The organism is Algoriphagus sp. NBT04N3 (assembly GCF_019443765.1).
In the GTDB taxonomy this organism is placed as follows: Bacteria; Bacteroidota; Bacteroidia; order Cytophagales; family Cyclobacteriaceae; genus Algoriphagus; species Algoriphagus ornithinivorans.
Genome location: NZ_CP048415.1, coordinates 2,972,143 through 2,994,532, shown reverse-complemented (window position 1 = coordinate 2,994,532; position 22,390 = coordinate 2,972,143). Strand labels below are relative to the sequence as shown.

The 22,390-nt window shown below is 38.9% G+C and carries 21 protein-coding genes; 7 read left to right on the top strand and 14 right to left on the bottom strand.

Features of this window, described 5'->3' with window-relative positions:
* Nucleotides 1-129 precede the first annotated feature (129 nt).
* From GYM62_RS12930 to cysS, 3 genes are all read right to left on the bottom strand, one after another.
* Nucleotides 130-1,140 (bottom strand): IS30 family transposase, encoded by a 1,011-nt coding sequence (locus GYM62_RS12930; RefSeq protein WP_219956726.1) that lies wholly within the window; start codon nucleotides 1,138-1,140, stop codon nucleotides 130-132.
* 116 nt (nucleotides 1,141-1,256) lie between these two features.
* Nucleotides 1,257-2,237, bottom strand: coding sequence for a M28 family peptidase (locus tag GYM62_RS12925; RefSeq protein ID WP_219956725.1), 981 nt, complete (start codon nucleotides 2,235-2,237; stop codon nucleotides 1,257-1,259).
* A complete protein-coding gene (cysS, locus tag GYM62_RS12920; RefSeq protein WP_219956724.1) occupies nucleotides 2,227-3,720 on the bottom strand; it encodes a cysteine--tRNA ligase in 1,494 nt (497 codons plus the stop codon). Before cysS ends, GYM62_RS12925 begins: the two co-directional genes overlap by 11 nt.
* 838 nt (nucleotides 3,721-4,558) lie before the next feature.
* Between cysS and GYM62_RS12915 the strand changes: the two genes are divergently transcribed.
* Nucleotides 4,559-5,668 (top strand): BF3164 family lipoprotein, encoded by a 1,110-nt coding sequence (locus GYM62_RS12915; protein WP_219956723.1) that lies wholly within the window; start codon nucleotides 4,559-4,561, stop codon nucleotides 5,666-5,668.
* A gap of 305 nt (nucleotides 5,669-5,973) precedes the next feature.
* Here the strand turns inward: GYM62_RS12915 and GYM62_RS12910 are convergent, their stop codons facing one another.
* From GYM62_RS12910 to GYM62_RS12880, 7 genes are all read right to left on the bottom strand, one after another.
* The gene (locus GYM62_RS12910; protein ID WP_219956722.1) at nucleotides 5,974-6,744 is read right to left on the bottom strand and encodes a hypothetical protein; all 771 of its coding nucleotides are present in this window, start codon (nucleotides 6,742-6,744) and stop codon (nucleotides 5,974-5,976) included.
* A gap of 193 nt (nucleotides 6,745-6,937) precedes the next feature.
* Nucleotides 6,938-7,156, bottom strand: a complete 219-nt coding sequence (locus GYM62_RS12905) for a type II toxin-antitoxin system HicB family antitoxin (protein ID WP_219956721.1) — start codon at nucleotides 7,154-7,156, stop codon at nucleotides 6,938-6,940.
* Nucleotides 7,146-7,409, bottom strand: coding sequence for a hypothetical protein (locus GYM62_RS12900; RefSeq protein ID WP_219956720.1), 264 nt, complete (start codon nucleotides 7,407-7,409; stop codon nucleotides 7,146-7,148). Before GYM62_RS12900 ends, GYM62_RS12905 begins: the two co-directional genes overlap by 11 nt.
* Before the next feature lie 149 nt (nucleotides 7,410-7,558).
* Nucleotides 7,559-9,085, bottom strand: coding sequence for a bifunctional phosphoribosylaminoimidazolecarboxamide formyltransferase/IMP cyclohydrolase (gene purH, locus GYM62_RS12895; RefSeq protein WP_219956719.1), 1,527 nt, complete (start codon nucleotides 9,083-9,085; stop codon nucleotides 7,559-7,561).
* A gap of 91 nt (nucleotides 9,086-9,176) precedes the next feature.
* Nucleotides 9,177-9,734 (bottom strand): phosphoribosylglycinamide formyltransferase, encoded by a 558-nt coding sequence (gene purN / locus GYM62_RS12890; protein WP_219956718.1) that lies wholly within the window; start codon nucleotides 9,732-9,734, stop codon nucleotides 9,177-9,179.
* Nucleotides 9,735-9,813: 79 nt separating this feature from the next.
* On the bottom strand, nucleotides 9,814-11,133 hold the full coding sequence (locus GYM62_RS12885) for a S41 family peptidase (RefSeq protein ID WP_219956717.1): 1,320 nt from the start codon (nucleotides 11,131-11,133) through the stop codon (nucleotides 9,814-9,816).
* A gap of 158 nt (nucleotides 11,134-11,291) precedes the next feature.
* The gene (locus GYM62_RS12880) at nucleotides 11,292-11,684 is read right to left on the bottom strand and encodes a Dabb family protein (protein ID WP_219956716.1); all 393 of its coding nucleotides are present in this window, start codon (nucleotides 11,682-11,684) and stop codon (nucleotides 11,292-11,294) included.
* A gap of 200 nt (nucleotides 11,685-11,884) precedes the next feature.
* Here GYM62_RS12880 and GYM62_RS12875 point away from each other — a divergent pair, with 200 nt between their 5' ends.
* Nucleotides 11,885-12,865 (top strand): aldo/keto reductase, encoded by a 981-nt coding sequence (locus GYM62_RS12875; RefSeq protein WP_144606576.1) that lies wholly within the window; start codon nucleotides 11,885-11,887, stop codon nucleotides 12,863-12,865.
* A gap of 57 nt (nucleotides 12,866-12,922) precedes the next feature.
* Here GYM62_RS12875 and GYM62_RS12870 read toward each other — a convergent pair whose 3' ends face one another.
* On the bottom strand, nucleotides 12,923-13,801 hold the full coding sequence (locus GYM62_RS12870) for a hypothetical protein (RefSeq protein ID WP_219956715.1): 879 nt from the start codon (nucleotides 13,799-13,801) through the stop codon (nucleotides 12,923-12,925).
* 239 nt (nucleotides 13,802-14,040) lie between these two features.
* A complete protein-coding gene (gene typA, locus GYM62_RS12865; protein ID WP_219956714.1) occupies nucleotides 14,041-15,846 on the bottom strand; it encodes a translational GTPase TypA in 1,806 nt (601 codons plus the stop codon).
* A 313-nt stretch (nucleotides 15,847-16,159) separates the two neighbouring features.
* Here typA and GYM62_RS12860 point away from each other — a divergent pair, with 313 nt between their 5' ends.
* Entirely contained in the window at nucleotides 16,160-17,074 is a 915-nt protein-coding gene (locus GYM62_RS12860; RefSeq protein WP_219956713.1) for a glutaminase, read from the top strand.
* A 42-nt stretch (nucleotides 17,075-17,116) separates the two neighbouring features.
* On the opposite strand, the gene GYM62_RS12855 is transcribed toward GYM62_RS12860, so the two are convergent.
* Both GYM62_RS12855 and GYM62_RS12850 read right to left on the bottom strand, forming a co-directional pair.
* A complete protein-coding gene (locus GYM62_RS12855) occupies nucleotides 17,117-17,569 on the bottom strand; it encodes a YciI family protein (RefSeq protein WP_219956712.1) in 453 nt (150 codons plus the stop codon).
* Nucleotides 17,570-17,581: 12 nt separating this feature from the next.
* Complete coding sequence (locus tag GYM62_RS12850; RefSeq protein ID WP_219956711.1) at nucleotides 17,582-18,958, bottom strand: TIGR00341 family protein; 1,377 nt, start codon at nucleotides 18,956-18,958, stop codon at nucleotides 17,582-17,584.
* Nucleotides 18,959-19,329: 371 nt separating this feature from the next.
* Here GYM62_RS12850 and GYM62_RS12845 point away from each other — a divergent pair, with 371 nt between their 5' ends.
* The 4 genes from GYM62_RS12845 (at nucleotide 19,330) to GYM62_RS12830 (ending at nucleotide 22,377) form a co-directional block, all read left to right on the top strand.
* Nucleotides 19,330-19,686 (top strand): response regulator, encoded by a 357-nt coding sequence (locus GYM62_RS12845; RefSeq protein ID WP_219956710.1) that lies wholly within the window; start codon nucleotides 19,330-19,332, stop codon nucleotides 19,684-19,686.
* A gap of 167 nt (nucleotides 19,687-19,853) precedes the next feature.
* Nucleotides 19,854-20,651, top strand: coding sequence for an ABC transporter permease (locus tag GYM62_RS12840; protein ID WP_091649002.1), 798 nt, complete (start codon nucleotides 19,854-19,856; stop codon nucleotides 20,649-20,651).
* A 2-nt stretch (nucleotides 20,652-20,653) separates the two neighbouring features.
* Complete coding sequence (locus GYM62_RS12835; RefSeq protein WP_219956709.1) at nucleotides 20,654-21,406, top strand: ABC transporter ATP-binding protein; 753 nt, start codon at nucleotides 20,654-20,656, stop codon at nucleotides 21,404-21,406.
* Entirely contained in the window at nucleotides 21,403-22,377 is a 975-nt protein-coding gene (locus GYM62_RS12830) for an MlaD family protein (RefSeq protein ID WP_219956708.1), read from the top strand. The genes GYM62_RS12835 and GYM62_RS12830 overlap by 4 nt, the downstream gene beginning before the upstream one ends.
* Nucleotides 22,378-22,390 lie beyond the last annotated feature (13 nt).

The following is a 22,390-nucleotide window of genomic DNA, read 5'->3' as shown; positions in this document are numbered from 1 at the left end:
TCGTCCGGGTATGTGTCGGATCCGATATGCTCGATTTCATCTGTCTCTAAATTGTCTATTTCAGTTTCAGCAAAACTTAATTTCCAAATTTATAATTGCAATCGTCAACAATTGTTTGAATTGCCGTGTTCAACTTATAAGTGCAACACCTAATTTTTGTTTGAGTTTTTGTATTGGACTAAGGTAATTAAACTTTCTAACGGGTCTGTTATTGATTTTAGCCTCGATTGCTTGTATTTGTTCTGTTGAGATTTCATTGAGGTCAGTTTTTTTAGGTAAGAAAGCTCTAATCAATCCTATTCTGTTTTCGACAGTTCCTTTATCCTGCGAAGTATACGGCCGAGTAAAGTAGGTTGGGATATTGTATTTGTCTCGAATCAAGTGATGGTTTGCAAAAGCCATGTCATTATCAAAGGTGATCGATTTGAAAAAGGAAGGCCCAATCCTTTGGATTCGCTTAGCTAATTTCTGTTCAATAGCATCAGCATTCTTACCGGATAATTTCTCCATAGTGGTAATCAGGGTAGCCCTATCTACCAAGACCAGAAGAGCAGACTGGTGGTTCTTACCCATCATCAGATCGACTTCTATATCGCCTATTCGCTCCCTTAGGGCTACAACAGCAGGTCGTTGTTCAATAGGCACTCTTTCCTTTATGATTCCTCTGGAATCTCTGTAATTGCCTCTTTTTCGCTTTCTTTTCCCATGGCGGAGGCATTTATAAAGCTCCCGATCTCTGGTCAATGACCAATGCTTACTTTTCTTGGCTTTCCAAATCCATTGATAAATGGTTTCATGGGACACGCCCGGGTTTCCATCCAATTCCCATTTGGCAGCAATCAATTCCGGACTCAGTTTTTCCTCCTTGAGCCAAACTCGAGCTTGTTCCTTTAGCTCAGCCTTGAAACGGATATTCTTGGGTTTAAGCTTATGCCGTTCATCGGTTCTGTTTTGAGCGACACGAGCGACATATTCACCCGCATTGCGCCCGCGTAGACCCGTGTTCCGACGAAGCTCCCGACAAATGGTGCTTTTATGAACTCCTAAAGCTCGGGCAATACCGGTCTGAGTCACCCCTTGTTTGATTAAAATTTCGATTTGGTACCTTTGCTCTGGGCTGAGATGATTGAATTTCTGCATGACAACACTAATTTAATTCTTCAGCCTAAGGAAGGAAGCCTAGGCTTCCTTCCTTAAACCTTTAGTGTTGCACTTATTACTTGAATCTGGGATTGCAATAAAATCAGTTGAAAATTTTATTCCTGATAAACTGTAAATAAAACAGTTTCTCCGACAGCTTGCAAGGATCTTGCATCAATCAGTTCCATATTATCCTGATGAGTATGGTGATATAGGCCAAAACCGTAGTCTGGAGAGAACTCAATGATGTCAATCATCGGAATTCCAGCATCCTCATTCACAAATACATGGTCGTCCAAGATCTCTGGGGCATTTCTGTTGACAAAAAAGGCTGAATGTCCAATTTTAGCGGCATTGTCCCAGACTTTCTTTAAAATCCCTGAGGCATATTGTCTTGAGTATCCTTCTTTAAAAAATCTGGCACCCTTGGCACCAACCAAGTCCACTAAAATGCCATAATAAGCGGTGTAGTTTTCCTGATGCTTGTTTTTTGACCAATACTGCGAGCCTAAACACCACCAAATCTGTGAATTATTTCTCGCTCTGGAAGTTTCAGGCTCCCCATCATCTTCTCCGTCAAACAGGATGATATCTATTCCTACATCTGGTTTTAACCCCTGAGCTTGAATTACCCGGGCAATTTCCAATAAAACTCCAACTCCTGAACCTCCATCGTTGGCTCCATCAATTGGTTCATCTATCCTGTCAGTATCTTTATCAGCGATTCTTCGGGTATCCCAATGGGCAGCAAGCAAAATTCTCTTTTCTGCTTCTGGTTTGAAAGAAGCGATGATATTGGTGAGGTTCCAATTGAGACCATCATAAGTTTTTGCCTGAAAATCCTGAGTTTGCACAGACCAGCCCCAATTTTCAAACTGGGAGATCAACCACTTTTTGGTGTTTTCATGCGGTTCAGTTCCCGGTACTCTCGGCCCAAAATCCACTTGTTTTTGCACAAAGGCAAAAGCAGAATCTGCATTGAAGCTTGGATAAGGCTTTACAGGTTCCTCGCTGGTATTGGATTGTTGAGTACTTTTTTCTCCTGAGCAAGCTCCAAAAAGAATTAATAGTAAGAGAATCCAGATTTTATTCTTCATATGCCCAGTCAATTTTGTCTTTCATATCTTTTACTACAAATCCCATGGACTTCAAGCCTGCCCTGATTTCATCCACCTTGGCATAATCTCTAGCTTTCTTAGCTTCTCCGTACAATTGCAGCAATAAGTCAAGCATATTTTCCTGAACATCGCTTTTTTCTTCAACCAAGCCTAATATTTCAGTCACAAAAGTGATGAAGGTATCTTTTAACTGATCAAATACCTCTTTCCCTAAGGAGGCGGATTTCAGCTGGCCTGTAAAGATGGAGTTGATCTTTTTAAGCAAATTAAATAAATGTCCAATCGCCTGAGCAGTATTGAAATCATCGTCCATGGCCCTGTAGGCATTGGAGATACTGGACTCAATCTGCTTGATTTGATTCTCATCCAGAGCAATACCTTCCTCTGATTGATATTCTAAATTTCTGGCAATTCTCAATCCATTGATGATTTTCTTATAGCCTTTTTGAGCAGCCTGAAGAGCTTCATTGGAGAAATCCAAGGTAGATCGGTAGTGGGCAGTCAATATAAAATAGCGAATGGTCATCGGGCTGTATGCCTGTTCCAATAAGTCATGCTTCCCAGTAAACAATTCCTGAAGGGTAATGAAATTTCCCAAGGATTTGCCCATTTTCTGACCATTGATGGTAATCATGTTATTATGCATCCAGTAACGGGCCGGATCTCTGTGATTGCAGGCATTTCCCTGTGCTATTTCACATTCGTGATGAGGAAACATCAAGTCCATACCGCCTCCATGTATATCAAATTGACTTCCCAGGTATTTGGAGCTCATCGCTGTACACTCTAAATGCCAACCAGGAAAGCCCAATCCCCAAGGAGACTCCCACTTCATTAGATGCTCAGGTGCAGCGTTCTTCCATAATGCAAAATCTACCGCATTTCGTTTCTCACCCTGTCCATCCAAATCCCTACTTCCGCTCATTAACTCTTCCAGTACTCTTCCGGAAAGCTTCCCGTACTTATAGGTCTTATTGTATTTCAATACATCGAAATAAACTGAACCATTTACTTCATAGGCCAAACCTTCTTTTAGAATCGCCTCAACCAAAGCGATCTGTTCTGGAATATGGCCTGTGGCACGAGGTTCAATGTTGGGTTTCAGAGTATTCAACAAAGCCATATCTCTATGATAAGTATCCGTGTATTGCTGGGCTACTTCCATAGGTTCCAACTGCTCTAGTTTGGCTTTTTTGGCAATCTTATCTTCTCCTTCATCCGCATCACCCTGCAAGTGACCTACATCGGTAATGTTTCTGACATAGCGAACTTTATATCCTAAATGAGTCAAATATCTATTGACTGTATCAAAAGTGATTGCAGGCCTGCCATGCCCTAAGTGCGCATCGCCGTATACGGTCGGACCACAAACATACATTCCCACAAATGGAGGATTGATTGGTTGGAATTCTTCTTTATCCCTGGAAAGGGTATTGTAGAGTTTGAGTTGGTGCGATTTCATAAGTCTTCAAAAGTACGAATTACGGATGACGAAATACGATGAGAGAGTGGTGTGTTTTCAACGGTTTCGCAAAATAGGAAATTTGGAAGTTGAAATGAAAACTATGATTGGTCCAAGATTAAAGGACCTGGCCTCTCTAATTATCATTAAAGTGTAAGGTCTATTCAAATATTTTTTTCTGAAAATTGGTTTTTTCAGTTTTTTTTTTTTTTTTGAGATGAGTTTTAACAATTACCATAAATATTATGAAAAAAATAATCCGAGTTATTGCGTCAATTTTTATCATTGGTTTTGGCATTTTATCAATTTCAGAGTCACAAAGTCAGAGCATTGCAGGAGCTACATGTAATGATAGTTGTGAATCGGCAGATAACAATGATTGTTGGATCACTGGTGGTTTAGATGAAAATGGGAATTCGATAACAGTAATATGTCATGACATGAGAAAATATTACTGATCAATTCAATATTTAATTTATTTCAGATTGGCTTTCCTCTTATTTGGAGATATAACCTTGCGTTTTTAAAACATCCTTCAGAAATGTTCAAGTTTATTCAATTTAATTATTGGCAAACTTACCCTGCAGGGTATAAATAATTAAATTTTCTAATTATCCGGAATCATGCCAGTTGCCTTATTTTCTTTGCTTGACTGATTGGATACTTCGACTTCGCTCATCACGGGCGACCGAAGACCGAAGCTTTCGGATTCTGATCCTTTCAGCAGACAATAATCCGTCTTTTTGTCAATATTGGTAAGAAAGCGGATATCCATAAAATTTAATAAGAAATTGTGTTTTTTCAATCTCTGAACATAGATATACCGATCTTGAAAAATATGGAAATTGATTATTTGAAGAAAATTGTTAAACATTATAATTTTATGAAAGGTGATAAGATATTTTTTCTTTACTTTTCTTTTGTTACTCTTTTGACGGGTTTAATTTTTTCTTGCGATGAATCTAGAGATCGTCAATTAGACATCACAACTTCAGTTGTGGAAAGAAAGGATTTCAGTAAGTCTGTTGAACTAAATGGAATTAGTCAAAAAATTGATTCAGTTTTTCTTCCTGCGTCGATTTTAATCCATGACAACTATTTGGTTCTTACAGATAAGGCAGGAAGTAAATCTATTCATATTTATGAAATCGAAAGGAATAAATTATTATATAAAGGTGGATATATTGGTAAAGGTGGAGGGCCTGAAGAGCTTATTCTTCCCTGGAAAATCTTTAACGCGGATGATCGTAATATTGGAGTTTATGATCCTGAATTGAAAAAAATCTTAAAAATCGATATCGACTCTTTGGTACGTTTTAAAAATGGAATAACATCCTTATCATTTAATCCAATCACTTATGGTGTTTCTATTTATGGGTCTGATTTGGTCTATTTCAACCCCATTGATCCGACTGCTCGACTGTTCAGAAGTACAATTGGCAAATCAGAAACCATAAAGTATGGAAAGCTTTCTACTCCGGGAAAGTCTTGGGGTAAGCTTGATAGTGACTTTGAGACAAATTATAAATTCCATTATGCACGTTTAGAATCCTTCAGTGATGTATTTTTAGTTTCCTATTACAGAATTCCCTTTTTTGAAATCTATGATTTAAGAAAAGGAACAAGAATTTCATTGGAGATATTTGACGACCTGCCTCCTATTGAGCGGTTCAATAGGGGAACTTATATTTCATCCTCACAAGTCACGGAAAATTTCATTTATATTCTTTATATGAATGGTCTGACTGATGCTAAACCAAGAAATAATGAAATTTTTGTGTTCGATCACAAGGGTAACCCTGTCAACAAGCTGGTCTTAGATCAAGACATTTTTGAGTTTCGAGTTTTTGAAGAAAAGGAACTTTTTGTCCTTGCTTCTGAAATTAACGGGAAGGATTTTGATTTGATTCGATATAAATTAGAGAACTCTTTAAAGAGTTCATTTTAAATAAATTATTCCTCATTCTTTTTTGAAAGAAAATTAGTTATCAAATTTTAAAAATATAACTCTTGGTTTAAGAGTTGTAAAAAATTGGCAATTTTATCTTAGGTCACATCGTGCTCCTATTACCTACGAATAATGTCCTAAAGGTTTCATAATTATCCAATGTATTAAAATGAGAATAGCGGTTTCTTTCATTTTCTCTTTGGAATTAGAACTCAAATCTGCAATTGACTAATTTTTTTTCGACGTGGTTGTATAAAATTGGTCTAATTTATCACCTAATTTTACAATATTGAGTCAGTATCTTTTCATTCTTGATAATGGTAAATAGTCCAGTAATGCTCTTGAAACCCATATTCAGGATATCTTTCCAATTCCTTTATTAATCTACCTTGGTTATCGTAAGTATATTCAAACATTGGAGTCAATTCTCCAACTGGAGAAGTGGGGATGGATTTGGCTATTAGTTTTGCATTCTGATCATAGACATAGTGCCAATCTCTAATGGGGGAATTTGGCTGGGTGAAAACCATCCACACTTGGCGCTGGATCCGGTTTTGATCATCATAATAGAATTGATAGCCTTCCTGGTGAGAAATCTGCGGACCGAAAATTATTTTTTCCAATTGATCCTTGTCATTGTATTCGTATTTGAGATATATCATACTGCCTCGATCTTCTTGAAGTAATTTTTCTGAAGAGTCATAGCGATAGGTAAATACTTCTCCAAAAACATATTTTTCTCCATCAAATGGGAATATCTCTTTTTTGACTAAGAGATTATTTTTGTAGGAATAAAGCACAAGGCTGGAGGTGTCATAGCTTGGATTATTTAGGTATATATCAAATAAATCTCTGCCTAAAGAATCGTAATATTTGTCATGTATGGAATAAAGACTATTTAATTGATATCTATGAATGCGGCTTGGTTTGTTATTGAAATCGAAAGCTAATCTTTGGAGTTGGGCAACAGAGATCTCGGGAAGAGTTTCTAAGAGGTCTTGCTGGCCATCTTCCTGTATGATTGAACAGGAACAAAACACAAGTAAAAATAGAAGAATTAGCAATTGAAATTTCATCCTAAGTACCTGATAATTTGATAATAATAAAGTTAATAGAAATTAGTTAAAAAAACGACGGCTTGACTGAAATTGTTTCTTTGAAATTCAATGTGGCCGGATAAACCAGTTTTTTTAATCAAAAAATGAAAAACCTCCAATTCGATTCGAGTTGGAGGTTTTGGAATTAGGTACTAAAATCTTGATACAGCTTTTAGGCAAACATCAATTTACCTTTAGGCTTTGGGATTTCCCTACCCAATTCTTCTGCTGTTTCAATCCATTCTTGAATTACAATTTCAACATTTTGAAGAGCTTCTAAATAACTAGCCCCATCGGCAGCACAGCCAGCAAGTTCTGGAACTTCTGCAATGAATGCTTCGTCAGCCTCGCTCCAGTAAATAATAATTTCGTATCGTAGATCAGTCTTCACTTTTTTTTACACTTAATTGATATTTCAATATAATTAATCTTACTTGTTTTACCTGATAAGGTTTTGCCTTACTATTTTTTTCTTGAAGATTCAGGATCTCTTCAACACCTTCTTTGCTAAATATATAGTGACTGCCTCTAATTCTTTCTGAAAAACCAAAAATTAAAATCAACTTCCTTAATTCTGTAAAAGTAATGTTAGCGTCTGAACTTCCTGAAAGGATTTTGGCTATAAGTTTTTCATACTTACCCATAGTTAAATTTAATCTATTTATTTGAATTTCTAGTTTAGTTTCTGGGTAAATTTTACCAACAAAAAAACCTCCGAATCCAATTGAACCGGAGGTCTTTGAAATTTTGAAAGAAGACCTTCGAGGTTTTCAAAACCTCATAGGTCAACCTATTAGTGCTTAAAGTGTCTGACTCCAGTCATCACCATGCTCATGCCGTGGGCATCGCAGAAGGCAATACTGTCTTGGTCTTTGATAGATCCCCCAGGTTGAACAACCGCTGTGATTCCTGCTTCATGTGCAATTTCCACACAATCTGGGAATGGGAAGAAAGCATCGGAGGCCATCACAGCACCTTTCAAGTCAAAACCAAATTCATTGGCTTTAATGATTGCTTGCTTCAAAGCGTCTACTCGGGAAGTTTGACCTACACCGGAAGCAAAGAGTTGATTATCATTGCTCAACACGATGGTGTTGGATTTGGTGTGCTTACAAACTTTTGCAGCAAAGACCAAGGCATCCATTTCCTTATCAGAAGGAGCTTTTTGTGTGGCTACTTTAAAGTCTGTCTTGCTTTCAGTTGCCAAATCCTTGTCTTGCTCGATTACTCCATTCAGCAAGGTTTTGATCATTTTGGTACCAGGCAAAGCCATCTTTTGGCGAAGTAAGATTCTGTTTTTCTTGCCCTTCAAAATTTCCAAAGCTTCCTCCGTAAATTCTGGTGCAATTAATACTTCGAAAAACAAAGAATGCATTTCTTCAGCCGCAGCCTTGTCTACAGTCTGGTTGGTCACCAAAACTCCTCCGAATGCAGAGAGCGTGTCAGCAGCAAATGCTTTTTGATAGGCTTCTTTTACTGTAGAGGCCGTAGCACAGCCGCAGGCATTAGTATGTTTTAAGATCGCAAAGGCTGTTTGATCAGGAAACTCAGCGATAAGGTTTACTGCAGCGTCTACGTCTACTAGATTATTGTAGGAAAGCTCCTTGCCGTTGAGCTGATCGAAGAGATTTTCCAAATCTCCGTAGAAATGAGCAGCCTGATGTGGGTTTTCACCATATCTAAGAGCTTTGGCTTTGCTTTCAGAGACTTTTAAAGCGGGAATATTTTCGCTTTGGTTGAAGTAGTTGAAAATATGGGTGTCATAATTGGATGAAACCTGAAATGCCTGAGCAGCAAAATATCTTCTATCTTCCAAGGTAGTTCCACCGTCTTGCTCAGTCAATTTTGCCTCTAATTCAGCATATTGATTCTTTGAGGCTATGATAGTGACATCTTTGAAGTTTTTGGCAGCTGCACGAATCAAAGAAATACCACCAATGTCGATTTTTTCAATGATATCTGCCTCGAAAGCACCAGAAGCTACTGTTTCCTCAAAAGGATACAAGTCCACAATCACCAAGTCAATAGCGGGAATTTCGAATTCGGCTGCCTGTGAAAGGTCTCCTTCATTTTCTCTTCTGTAAAGAATACCTCCAAATACTTTTGGGTGAAGGGTTTTCACTCTTCCTCCAAAGATAGAAGGATAGGAGGTTAGCTCTTCAACAGGGATAACCTCAGCCCCTTGATCTTCGATGAATTTCTGGGTGCCACCGGTAGAGTAAATTGTTACTCCATGTTTTTTCAATAGGGCAATAATAGGTTCGAGATTGTCTTTATAAAAGACTGATATAAGGGCAGATTGAATTTTTTTGACAGCCATTTTTGGAATGGGTTGGGATGAATTTCAATGAAGCTGCAAAGGTAGGAAAAAAGGAGGGAAGAGAGGAGTTTTTAGGGGTATAGAATAAAAACTAGAGTAAACTTTCAATAACCTCTGGGAAATATCGATGTTCTAAGGCATGAACTTTTTGAGCGATAGTTTCTGGGCTATCCTCTTTGGAGACTGGGGTTGCGGCTTGAAAAATTATTTTTCCTTCGTCGTAGTGTTCATTGACCAAGTGAATGGTAATTCCTGTCTGCTGGTCACCATTAGCCTTCACTGCTTCATGCACATGCATGCCATACATACCCTTTCCACCATAATTTGGCAGCAAGGCAGGGTGAATGTTAACCATCCTCTCTGGGAAAGCTCGAATTAACTCATCCGGGATTTTCAATAAAAAGCCTGCTAAAATGACCCAATCGATTTGTTCTTCCTGTAGCTTTTTTAAAAGCACCCCTGCTTCCATTTCTTTTTTGGAAAAGGTAAATGTGGGAACATCAAACTTCTTTGCTCTTTCTAAAACAAAGGCCTCGGATTTGTTAGATGCAATTAGTACTACCTTTCCTTTGGTAGATTTTTGAAAATGCTCCATGATTTTTTCAGCATTGGAGCCGCTACCGGAAGCAAGGATTGCAAGTCTTTTCACAGGTTGAATATTCTATTGAAAAGTAAAAATAAAAAAGGCTTCCCGATTACCAAGAAGCCTTTCTTTTCAATGAGTTTATTTAATAAGCGGGAAACTCCTGCTGAAGGCCTTTGAAGGCATCAATCATTTCCCAACTTGGTCTATAGAAGGTATTTATCATTCTTCCGCTGACAGTACCATTCTGGATATATTGCAGCGCTGCCGCTAATCTTAAGTCTTTGGTGTCTCCCCAAGGAACCTGCGGGCTATCTCCCACAGAGAAATTAGCTGGAAATCCGTCAAAATAATCTGCTTTCCCCTCTGAGTTGGCAGTCGCAAAGGTGATTGGGACAAGTTCAACGTTGTTCTCCGCTAGGGTTCTGTTGAATCGGGAAAGTGGAAATGAACCTACAGGCTTACCGAAAGTATTATCGCCAATAAGTATCAATTCCATATAGGGATTTAATGAATTAATAACTAATTCAGAAGCTGAAGCAGAACCTCTACTGGTGATAAAGATTATTCGGTTTAAAGCTAGATTTCCTTTTTTAGAGAAGTTTTCAGAATCGTTCAGACTACTTTTCAGGCTGTTTAACTTGTTGGTATACATCAACTTGTTGCTATTGGATGCCTGGATCAAGTAATTATTGATCTGCTCTGCAACAGCTACCGAACCTCCCCCATTATACCTTAAGTCGATAATTAATTCATTGATGTTTTGCTCCATAAAGAAATTCATGGAGTTTTCTACCTCTTGACTTCGGGTAGGTGTTAAGCCTGATGTGGCCTTGAAACTCTGATAAACCCAATAGCCAACCTTCTTAGCATCTACATCATATACATTTTGAAACAATACAGAGTTGGACTGGTATTCTGCCTTGACATTGGTTCGCGTTGTGGTGGTTCCGTCAGGCAGTCTGAACTTGAATGTGTTGGAGATTCCGGGGTCAGGAGGACCTAATTTAAAATCATATCCACCACTAGATGTCTTGTAATCCACCAAAGGCTTCCCATTGATTTCAAGGATTTCCCAACCTCTTTTCCAACCGTCCTTTCCTGCTGGTGCCTCATTAAATACAAATGTAAGATATAGCCTTTCTTCTGCGTCGAAAGCAAAACCAAAGCCATGCCCCGCATTTCTTCCGACAAAGGCATTATTGAAAGCTTCTTGGGTAGTTAGGTAGGAAAATCTGTCTAAAGGTTTAAATAGGAGAGCATCCAGAAATTCTTCATTGCTGGAGAAATCTAAAGTGTTTACAGTTCCCGGAAGTTCTTGGTTCCAATAATACCATTCCTTCATGGTTTCAAATATAGCCCCTCGCACTGCATCTGCCTGGGGACTGGGATTGGGATCATCCTTAGGCTCACAGGCCCAAAATCCCAACACAAGCAGAGCAAAAATCCACTTCACATTTTTCATAGTTACTTATTTAGAATGGCAATAATAAAGTCAGAACTGTCTTAGTATGCTGATTTTTGTGTAGCCTTTAAACTTTAAATTCTTTGGCTGAGATCTAATTCTTCAGGATAAATTGACAAGTCTTGAATTAAGTACGGTAAAATAAAGAAAATGGATGTTTAAATTGCTATGTCATAAACTTTTACAGTGCTCCACATAGAAGAGTATTTTTCAATAAACTCTAGGTGTAATGGGTCTTTTTGGTAAACCAATTGATCCTCCAAACTATCAAAAAACAGAGTGCAGGAAACCTGCCAGGAATGATCAACCACATCTCTTTTCTCAGTATCAGCAGGCGTACCGGCTATGAATTTTCCGACGGTCTTGCATCTTCCCAACATAGGAACAGCTTGGGTTAAAAATTCCTTTGTATTGGCTGTGTCATGTAGCCAAAAATAAACTTGGTGAATCATGGGTTGTTTTGCCATTTCTTTTGCGATTGTTTGAATAGGTAAGACAGCGGCAGCACTTGCTACGCTGAGATGTTTGAGAAAGGTTCTTCTAGATTTCATATGAGAAATAAGTAAAGCGAGCTAAATATAAGGATTTATAAAATCTAGACTGGAGAAGTCCTTAGCAAATTGATCTAGAGCAGAGGATTCTTTTAGGGGTACAAAACCTCGATTGAACCTTTTTTCTTATCCCTCATTTAAGTAAATTTTGATAATTTAGTACTCTAGTTTGATCACCTAACACATAGCTATTTACTTTTATGAATTTCAGAAAACTTGGAAAAACCGGTTGGGAAGTATCAGAAATAAGTTTGGGAACATGGCAAGTTGGAGGAGGATGGGGAGGTCCTTTTGATCCTAAAATTGCAGAGCAAATACTGCATACGGCATTCGATCGAGGGATCAATTTTGTAGATACTGCAGATGTTTATGATGGTGGTCTCAGCGAGGCGGCAGTAGGTAAAGTGGTTCGGGAGCGATCTGAAAAAATATATGTCGCCACTAAGTGCGGCAGGAGAATTCAGCCTCATGCTAATGAGGGCTATACTCCAGAAAGGCTCAGAAAATTTGTGGAAGACAGCTTGAGTAATACAGGACTGGAGCGTTTGGATCTTATCCAACTGCATTGCCCTCCCAGTCAGGTTTATCATCGAGATGAGATTTTCGGTCTTTTTGAAGATTTGAAAAAGGAAGGTAAAATAGCGGCTATGGGAGTGAGCGTGGAAAAAATCAATGAAGCCATGACCGCAATGAAGTATGATATTGTATCTACTGTTCAGATTATTTTCAACATGTTTCGTCAAAGACCCTCTGAAGTCTTTTTCAAACATGCCCGAGTTAATGAAGTAGGAGTGATAGTCAGGGTTCCTTTAGCCAGTGGCCTACTTACTGGAAAAATCAGTCAGGAAACCAGTTTTTCAAAAGATGATCACAGGCATTTTAATAGAGAGGGAAAAGCCTTTGATAAAGGAGAGACTTTTTCAGGGGTTCCTTTGGAGGTAGCTTTTCCAGCGGTGGAAAAACTGAAAGAGGTATTTGGGGAAAACCTGGCTAAAGCTGCCTTGCAATGGGTTTTGATGTTTGGGGAGGTGAGTACAGTTATCCCTGGTGCCAGTAAAATGGAGCAAGTGATTCAAAACTTAGAAGCAGGTCAGGCTAAACCATTAAGTACCCATCAGATGAAAGTAGTGGAGGAGGTATACGAGGAGTTTATCAAAAAAGAGGTACATCATCTTTGGTGAAAAAAATAAGGGTTGCTTTCAAGTGTGCAACCCTTATTTACTCCAAAGTAGAGAATCTTAGTTTATTCTATTTTTTACAAACTGATGATTTTCGGTAAGCATTTGGTAATTAGTGATTCCATTTCCGTCTCTTTCCATGAGAACTATGGAGTTGTCGTCATATTTTACAACTTTCAGCTGGTTTGATTTTGTTCTCAAATCCCGGATAGTAACATAGATTCCATCTTCTTCCCGAGTGATTTTATCTATGTTGACGAATTCTCTCAGACCCTTTTCATTAATAACAGAGATAGTGCTTACATTTGGAGACCATCCATTTCTTTTTAAGGTAATTTTTTGAAAAGGAGTTATCTTTTGATTGATCAAAACTTGCTCTATTTCATCCAAATCCAAACTTTCATTAGAAAAAGCCATTCCGGAATAGGAGGTTTGGGTACTATTCCCTGGAGCGTACTCATTTCCATATTGATTTCCCCTTTGATATTGATTGCCTATATAGATTGCATTGGCACCTAGCATGGCAGCTTCGTATTTCAATTTGGTCAATGCCCGATTATTGACATTGTTGATGCTGGAAAGAGTGGTTACTCCTGTTGCTTTTGAAAAGAGACTTCCCAAATTATGAAGTCCTAGCATTTCGTCCGGGTTGAATGTGATATACACATTCTCCACATCCAAAATATTTTTTATCGGTTTAAGGGGGGAGTTGAATTTTTCTACTCTTCCACTTTCAAATTCAACTTTAGTAACCAAAAATTTATTGATGGTGTAGATTACCTCTTCTCCAGGGTGCGTGTATTTAATATTTGACTGTCCGATTTCTTTGACATTGACCTCTTTGGTTCCATCGCTGAGGTAGATAATATCATTCTTAGATTGTGATATTCCTTTACTAATTGTAAAAAAAGCTAGGAAAACTAGTGATAGATAGCGCATAGTAATTAAAATTGAAATTTAAAGAATACACGATTAGGATGCTCTAAAAGTTTAATTCTTGTGTGAGAATTTTGTAAAAAATTGATTGCGAGGCGGAAAACTTCTGGATTGAAAGATTATCTTATTGGCTAACAGTGATTGTAGATTGGAATAAAGTAGTGAAAGGAATCACTGGAAATAAAAAGACCCCGGGATTACCGAGGTCTTAGGTCTAAACTCTTAAAGTCTAGCTTCTAACTTTAGGCTTCTTTTTTAGCCATTCTGTTTCGCTCGTTTTCATCCAAATAGATTTTTCTCATTCGGATATTCTTTGGAGTGATTTCCAAGTATTCATCTTTTTGGATGTATTCCATAGCTTCTTCCAAAGAGAATCTTTTTGGAGGAGCAATTCTCACATTGTCATCAGAACCGGAAGCACGCATGTTGGTTAGTTTTTTGCCTTTCTGCACATTTACCACCAAGTCATTGTCTCTGGAATGCTCACCAATTACCTGTCCAGTGTAAAGCTCATCTCCAGGCTCGATAAAGAATACACCTCTATCCTGCAATTTATCAATAGCATAGGCAGTACACTGACCACCTTCCATAGAAATCAAAGAACCGTTGATTCTTCCAGGGATTGTGCCTTTAAAAGGCTCGTAAGCTGAGAATCGGTGATTCATGATCGCTTCACCCTGAGTAGCTGTCAAAACGTTATTTCTCAAGCCAATCAAACCTCTGGATGGGATTTTGAATTCCAGGTGCTGCAAGTCGCCTTTTGGCTCCATGATCAATAATTCACCTTTTCTTTGAGTAGCCAATTCGATTACCTTACCCGAACTCTCCTGTGGTACATCTACAACCAATGTTTCGATTGGTTCGCATTGTTCTCCATCGATTTCTTTGAAAATAACCTGAGGCTGTCCTACCTGCAATTCATAACCCTCTCTTCTCATAGTTTCGATCAACACTGACAAGTGAAGGATACCACGTCCATAGACTAGGAATCTATCTTCAGAATCAGTTGGCTCAACGCGTAGGGCCAGGTTTTTCTCTGTTTCCTTCATTAAACGATCTCTCAAGTGACGGGAAGTCACAAATTTTCCTTCTTTTCCAAAGAATGGAGAGTTATTGATTGTAAAGAGCATATTCATAGTAGGCTCATCGATAGAGATTCTTGGAAGTGGTTCCGGATTCTCTACGTCAGCTACTGTATCTCCAATTTCGAAGTCTTCCAAACCTGTAATGGCACAGATATCACCTGCCTGAACGGTTTGAACTTTATTTTTACCAAGACCTTCGAAAGTATGAAGTTCCTTCACACGCATTTTCTTAAGGCTTCCATCAGCCTTGCAAAGTGCAATCTGCTGGTTTTCGGAAACAGTGCCTCTTTTTACTCTACCGATGGCGATACGGCCTACGAAGTTGGAGTAATCCAAAGAGGTAATCTGCATTTGAAGTGTTCCTTCATCAATTTTAGGTGCTGGGATATGTTCCAAAATAGCATCCAACAAAGGAAGAATAGAATCAGTTGGGTTTTTCCAATCCGGTCCCATCCAGTTTTGCTTGGCAGAACCATATAAAGTATGGAATTCCAATTGCTCTTCTGTAGCGTCCAAGTTGAACATCAACTCAAATACGGCTTCATGCACCTCATCTGGTCTACAGTTTTCCTTATCCACCTTATTGACCACTACAATAGGAGTAAGTCCTAGAGATAGTGCTTTACCCAATACAAATCGGGTTTGAGGCATAGGTCCTTCGAAAGCATCCACTAGTAGGATCACTCCGTCAGCCATTTTCAAAACTCGTTCAACCTCTCCTCCAAAGTCGGCGTGACCAGGAGTGTCAATGATATTGATTTTGGTGTCTTTGTATCGTACTGATACGTTTTTGGAAAGAATGGTAATACCTCTTTCACGCTCCAAATCATTGTTGTCTAGAATCAAGTCGTCAAACTGCTGATTCTCTCTGAAGATTTTGGAGGCATGGATGATTTTGTCCACGAGGGTAGTTTTCCCGTGGTCAACGTGTGCGATAATCGCGATATTTCTGATATTCTGCATGATCTGCGTTTTTCAAGCCGCAAAGGTAGGGAAAAATAATGGGATCAAGGTTATGGGTGGATGAAGTTAAATGAGATAGGAGAGAATAGAGGGGAGAAGTGAGATATTAGAAGCGTGAGGCTAGAGTTTAGAAGCGAAAAGCTAGAGGGCAGAAGAGGGGAAATATGTACTAGAAGTGAGAGATTAGGAGCTCTAAACTAGATGAGAAACCAAGGGGTTTGGGTTAAAAAAATATTCTTGGTGAACTTTTAACCTGGAATTTCAATAACATACTAGTATTGTCACCTTTTTCATTTTAAACTATTTTCATCAAATGGATTACCAAGAACTCATAGAAGAAGTTTACCAAGAAGTACAGGAAGAGAATCTCAGAGGAAAAGTTGCGAATTATATCCCGGAACTGGCCACTGTGGATCCTCATCAATTTGGGATTGCTCTGGTCGACCTCAAAGGCAATGTCTATGGTGTAGGTGATTTTCAACAGTCTTTTTCAATTCAAAGTATCAGCAAGGTGCACACCTTGACCATGGTTTTCCCAAAATTTGATACGCAGCTTTGGTCTCGAGTTAATGTGGAACCCAGCGGTAACCCATTCAACTCCATTGCTCAGCTGGAATATGAAAAGGGTATCCCTCGAAACCCATTTATAAATGCAGGTGCTTTGGTAATCACGGATGCGCTTTGCAGTAAATTTGAAAAGCCTGTCTCGCAGATATCTGATTTCATCAATGAATTAGCAGGTGAAAACTGTGTTGAGATCAATCAGGCTGTCATGAAATCTGAAAAGAATCATGCCGCAAGAAATACTGCTCTTGCCTATTTCCTCAAATCCTACAAAAACTTTGATAATTCAATTGATGAAGTATTGGACGTTTATTTTTCTCACTGTGCTATCGCGATGAACTGTGTGGATTTAGCCAAATCCTTCTCATTTCTAGCTAACGATGGGTATTCTATTTTTGCCAATAAAGAGATTTTGACTGAGAGTCATGCCCGTAGAGTCAATGCGATCATGTTGACCTGTGGATTCTACGATGAGGCAGGAGAGTTTGCCTATAGAGTGGGATTACCCGGAAAAAGTGGGGTAGGAGGTGGAGTAGCTGCAGTAATGCCGCATAAGTTCAGCATTGCAGTCTGGAGTCCTGAATTGAACGAAAAGGGAAACTCTGTTAAGGCGATTCGAGCATTGGAATTGTTGACCAATAAATTATCCTTCTCGCTATTTTAAATTCGAAGCCAGAATTTCTATTCAAAAAGTCCTTAAAGTATACTAGATATCTTCTTTCGCGATTTTTGAATGCAGGTCAAAAAGTAAAGGTAAGGCAGCAGAGCCATACCATTCTTTCAGTACCATTTTCAATACCCCAGCCTTGATAGAAGGGTCGGATTCCGTTAATGCCTGTGCCTCTTCTATACTCTGCACATCAAAAAAGAAGAGCCCTCTCAAATCCTCATTTCCGAAGAATGGGCCTGCTAAAACCATTTTACCTTCTTCAGCCAATCTAGAAATATTGGCCATGTGTCCTTTTTGCAGCTCATCTCTTTCTTCAGCGCTATATTCATTGACCCGATCTCCCCGATATAGGAAAGCTATGACATATTTCTTCATACCATAGGGGTCAGCTCCTACTTTGTCTGCCAGCTCCTGATCAAATTTCTCCTGAGCCTGGCTCAATCCGCTGATACCAAATAAAAGAGCCAAGGTGATGATGATATTTTTCATAGCGAGGTTTTTTTAATAAAGAATCAAAGCAACGGTATCTGATTTGGTCCTGAGCTTTAGCCATTCGATAAATTTATCCCTTTCAGCTCTTGGAGGCTTGGGAACAAATTCAGCATAGGCAACCAATAAGGTGTCTGCTTTCTTTTTTTCCAGATCGGTTACTAAGGATCGGTTCAAAGTGAATTTACGCAAATTCGGATGATTGATTTTTGCCTCCTGAGCAATTTCTCCTCCGAGTGCTCTTACTTGCGCATAATTGGCAACTTCATTTTCCAGAATAGCGATACGCTGGTCCTTGTCTTGGATGACTTGTTCATTTCGCTCGTAAAGATCTTTAAGGATATCTGATCGAAGTACATTGAGATCTGTTCCACCATTTCCACTTTGATGGATGACTACCTCCGTCTGATCCAAACCATACTCTTTAGCTTTTTCCTTGGTGATCTCTATCAGGTCAGAGTCCAGTTCCTCTCCAATCAGATTCACCTGAATTCTTCTGGGCTCAGTGGAGTAATCATAGTCCGAATTCAATATCTGAGTCCTCGGAAAAACCATTTCAATTTTGACATACCTCTTAGCTTGCTCTTCCCAAATCGAACGAAGTACAATGCCATAAGCCAAGTAAATAGAAGGTACTATAGTGATGATGGTAAAGATGGTGATGTAGGTCTGAACCTGCTTCTCTTTTTTATGATCCAAGAATTCTTTCTTGGGGTATTTCATAAATCGAACGATCAGATAAGTTGAAAGACTGATGAAAACTGAGTTGATAAAAAAGAGGTAAAATGCTCCGAAGAAATAATAGAAATTGAAGGTCGCTAAACCATAGCCGGCAGTACACAAAGGAGGCATCAAAGCGGTAGCAATGGCCACCCCTGGAATGGCATTACTTTTCTCTTTTCGGGAGCCTGCCACAATCCCGGCGAGACCTCCAAACAGAGCGATCAACACATCCCAAACGGTGGGTTCTGTACGAGCCAAAAGTTCGGACTGAGGACCATCAAGAGGGGAGAAGTAAAAGTAAATTGTAGAGGTTAAAATGGAGATGAAAACTGCTACTCCAAGATTCCTCAAAGAGCGTTTCAAAAGTTCAAAATCATTGATGCCCGCTGCCATCCCAATACCCATGATCGGACCCATCAAAGGAGAGATCAACATGGCTCCAATGATGACCGCGGTAGAGTTGACATTCAGACCTACAGAGGCCACGAAAATGGCGAAGATTAGAATCCATAAATTGGCTCCTTTGAAGTCGACATTTTTGCGAACATACTCGATGGTTTCTAGCTCGTCTTCTTTCCCTTCATGTAGATCAAATCGATCTTTCAAGTAGAGCAAGAATCGGATAAACTGATTCCGTTTTCTTGGCTTAGGAGGGGTTGATGTCATACAGTTGAATTGAAAATCAATGGCCCAAAATAAGTATTAAAAGGCTATTTATTGATCCATAGGTCAAAAATATAGCTGGCTCGATCCTTGAGTAGTGTATTACGGATAGAAAAGATTCTGGATATCTTATCACAAAAAATTAATTAAACCTTTGCTTATTATTTAAGCAATTAAATAATTGATTTATAATTAAATATAGGATATTTAGCCCAAACAAAATTAAGTTAGTCTAAACTATTTAGATTTGACTAAAAATATGAAAACATCAATTGTTAACGTTTTTTGATGAATTAGCTATAATTTTAGGAATTGATTTTGGTTCTTGGAGTCCACGACATGGCAAGCTTAGATTTAGAAAGTAAAAATTATTCATGGCATCAATTATTTATTTAGACGACGATTTGATTCAGCACATGCTGATGAAAAAACTTTTAAAAATACATATCCCCGGGAGTAGTACGGAATTCTTTCACGAGCCTGAAAAATTGAAAATCTGGCTTCAGGAAAACAAGGCAGATTTGATCCTTTCTGATCTGAATCTGGAGGGGGAATCCGGATGGGATTTGGTGGAAGATTTCATGAAAATTTCCGATGCGCCAATTGTGTTTATCACCGGCCACGCCTCCCCCGATGACAAGAAAAAAGCGAAGAATTTTCCCCAGGTAAAACAGCTTTTGGAGAAACCTTTGGAGAAGGAAGATTGGGAAAAAATCGCGAGTTTGATTTGATAATTTTCAAGCCAAATTTCCCTTCGGGTTATGATTTTTTATATCCAAAATCTGAACCCATTTACATCACCGTAAATTACCTTTCAAACCTACTAAATGGAGAAGAAAAAGTTAGAAGAAATCCCTTTGGAATATTTTGACTAATTTCGGGCATTCGAAGAGAAATTATGGCTGAAAAATCAGATGAAAGAAAGCCTTTGCTTTCGAAGAAAATAGATAAGTTTTTTACGGGTCTGGCAGACGCCTGGAATTTCGTTAGACGATTTTTTCAGGAGGTGTTTTTGCCACCCTATGAATTCAAAGAGGTAGTCCACCAATGTTACAGAATTGGCGTGGAATCTTTGCCTTTGATCTCCTTGACTGGATTTATAGTTGGGATTGTTTTTACTAACCAATCCCGTCCATCTCTGTCAGAATTTGGAGCTTCTTCCTGGTTGCCTTCCTTGATTTCCATCGCAGTGGTGAGAGCGATGGGACCTTTAGTTACAGCTTTGATTGCTGCGGGTAAAGTTGGTTCCAGTATTGGTGCTGAGATTGGTTCCATGAAAGTAACCGAGCAGATAGATGCGATGGAAGTTTCTGCAACCAACCCTTTCAAATTTTTGGTTGTCACAAGGGTATTAGCGACTACATTCATGATTCCTATACTTGTCATGTACACAGATTTTGTGGCTTTGATGGGGTCATTTCTGAATGTAAATTCCAACGAATTGGTTAGCCTTTCTACCTTCTTTGTTCAGGTATTTGAATCCATTTCATTCTTGGATATCTGGTCCTCTGTTCTCAAATCACTACTCTTTGGATTTACCATTGGGATAGTGGGATGCTACAAAGGTTACAATTCATCGAAAGGAACAGAAGGTGTGGGTAGGGCTGCGAACTCAGCGGTGGTTATCTCTATGTTCCTGATCTTTATTGAAGAGCTATTGGTTCTCCAAGTCGTCAACGCAATTAGAGGAATGTAATCATGGCAGAAAAAGTTGTTGAAATAAGAGGGTTAAAAAAGTCTTTTGGAGATCTGAAAGTACTTCAGGGAGTTGACTTGGACCTATTCAAGGAAGAAAACTTGGTGGTTTTGGGTAAATCAGGCTCCGGAAAATCTGTTTTGATCAAAATCATGGTAGGCTTGCTCAAGCAGGATGCAGGTACTATGCATGTATTTGGCAAAGAGGTTTCCCGATTAAACTCCAAGCAGTTAAATGAATTAAGGCTGAAAATTGGCTTTTCTTTTCAAAATTCGGCCTTGTACGACAGTATGACCGTGAAGGAAAACCTAGAGTTTCCTTTGGTTAGAAATGTCAAAAACCTCACCAAAGGGGAAATACAAAAGAAAATTGAGGGTTTGTTGGATTCTGTAGGATTGCCGCAGACAATCAATCAAATGCCTTCAGAGTTGTCCGGAGGTCAAAAGAAGCGGATTGGAGTGGCACGTACTCTGATATTGGATCCAGAAATCATGCTTTATGATGAGCCTACGGCAGGCTTGGATCCTATTACCTGTATGGATATCAATAATCTGATCAATGAGGTTAGAGAACAATTTAAAACCACATCCATTGTCATTACGCACGATTTGACCTGTGCTAAAGTAACCGGTGATAGAATGGCCGTATTATTGGACGGTCAGTTTAAGGCTGTAGGTACTTTCAATGAAGTGTTTGCTGATGCAGACGACCAACGAGTGAAATCATTCTACGATTATAATTTTATAGAATCATGAGAGGTGAAAACAAGAGATCAGTCATTGTAGGCATTTTTGTCTTTTTGGGGATCGCCATATTGGTAGCCGGTGTATTGACATTGGGTGGCCAGCAAAAGAAATTTGTTAAAGCAATTCATCTGAAGGCTGTTTTTGATGATATCGGAGGTCTTCAGACTGGAAATAATATCTGGTTTTCGGGGGTGAAGATTGGAACAGTCCGCAAAATCAATTTCTACGGAGATTCTCAGGTGGAGATTGAGATGAATGTGGAAAAATCAGTAGCTGAGTTTATCCGAAAGGATTCTAAAGCCACCATTAGTTCAGATGGTTTAATCGGTAACAAAATCATCGTGATCTACGGTGGAACCACCCTAGCACCTCCGGTAGAGGACGGAGATAGATTAGAGGCCGTTATGCCTCTGGATACTGATAAAATGATGGAAACCCTTCAGGAAAACAATAAAAACCTGGTAGATATCACTAATGATCTCAAATTGCTCACCGGAAAATTAGCTAATGGTGAAGGCATAGTAGGAGCGGTGATGACTGATTCTGTTTTGGCTGATAATTTCCGTTCCATCTTGAATAACTTAAATAGAGCCTCTATCAATAGCAATAAAATGTTGACAGACTTGACGAAGTTTTCTTCCAAATTGAATGCCGAAGGAAGTTTATTCAATGATTTGGCTACAGATACTACCATGGTGACCGATTTGAAGGCAACTTTGGAAAGCTTCCGTTCCTCTGCTAACAATACCGAGGCTCTGACTGCTAAACTGAATGAAATTTCTGCAAAGCTGGATGATCCAAACAATTCCTTGGGGCTATTGCTGAATGATCCGGAGTTTGCTCAAACCTTGAAAAGTACGCTGGAGAATACGGATTCTGCGACCTATAATTTGAATAGAGGGCTAGAAGCACTGGAATATACCTGGCCATTCCGAAAAGGCTTTAAGCGAAAAGCTAAGGCCGAAGAAGGAGGAAATTAATCATTTTGGATAT

Coding starts and splice junctions, on each gene's coding strand:
- GYM62_RS12930 (WP_219956726.1), bottom strand. CDS start 1,140: ATGCAGAAATTCAATCATCTCAGCCCAGAGCAAAGGTACCAAATCGAA.
- GYM62_RS12925 (WP_219956725.1), bottom strand. CDS start 2,237: ATGAAGAATAAAATCTGGATTCTCTTACTATTAATTCTTTTTGGAGCT.
- cysS (WP_219956724.1), bottom strand. CDS start 3,720: ATGAAATCGCACCAACTCAAACTCTACAATACCCTTTCCAGGGATAAA.
- GYM62_RS12915 (WP_219956723.1), top strand. CDS start 4,559: ATGGAAATTGATTATTTGAAGAAAATTGTTAAACATTATAATTTTATG.
- GYM62_RS12910 (WP_219956722.1), bottom strand. CDS start 6,744: ATGAAATTTCAATTGCTAATTCTTCTATTTTTACTTGTGTTTTGTTCC.
- GYM62_RS12900 (WP_219956720.1), bottom strand. CDS start 7,409: ATGGGTAAGTATGAAAAACTTATAGCCAAAATCCTTTCAGGAAGTTCA.
- purH (WP_219956719.1), bottom strand. CDS start 9,085: ATGGCTGTCAAAAAAATTCAATCTGCCCTTATATCAGTCTTTTATAAA.
- GYM62_RS12885 (WP_219956717.1), bottom strand. CDS start 11,133: ATGAAAAATGTGAAGTGGATTTTTGCTCTGCTTGTGTTGGGATTTTGG.
- GYM62_RS12880 (WP_219956716.1), bottom strand. CDS start 11,684: ATGAAATCTAGAAGAACCTTTCTCAAACATCTCAGCGTAGCAAGTGCT.
- GYM62_RS12875 (WP_144606576.1), top strand. CDS start 11,885: ATGAATTTCAGAAAACTTGGAAAAACCGGTTGGGAAGTATCAGAAATA.
- GYM62_RS12870 (WP_219956715.1), bottom strand. CDS start 13,801: ATGCGCTATCTATCACTAGTTTTCCTAGCTTTTTTTACAATTAGTAAA.
- typA (WP_219956714.1), bottom strand. CDS start 15,846: ATGCAGAATATCAGAAATATCGCGATTATCGCACACGTTGACCACGGG.
- GYM62_RS12860 (WP_219956713.1), top strand. CDS start 16,160: ATGGATTACCAAGAACTCATAGAAGAAGTTTACCAAGAAGTACAGGAA.
- GYM62_RS12855 (WP_219956712.1), bottom strand. CDS start 17,569: ATGAAAAATATCATCATCACCTTGGCTCTTTTATTTGGTATCAGCGGA.
- GYM62_RS12850 (WP_219956711.1), bottom strand. CDS start 18,958: ATGACATCAACCCCTCCTAAGCCAAGAAAACGGAATCAGTTTATCCGA.
- GYM62_RS12845 (WP_219956710.1), top strand. CDS start 19,330: ATGGCATCAATTATTTATTTAGACGACGATTTGATTCAGCACATGCTG.
- GYM62_RS12840 (WP_091649002.1), top strand. CDS start 19,854: ATGGCTGAAAAATCAGATGAAAGAAAGCCTTTGCTTTCGAAGAAAATA.
- GYM62_RS12835 (WP_219956709.1), top strand. CDS start 20,654: ATGGCAGAAAAAGTTGTTGAAATAAGAGGGTTAAAAAAGTCTTTTGGA.
- GYM62_RS12830 (WP_219956708.1), top strand. CDS start 21,403: ATGAGAGGTGAAAACAAGAGATCAGTCATTGTAGGCATTTTTGTCTTT.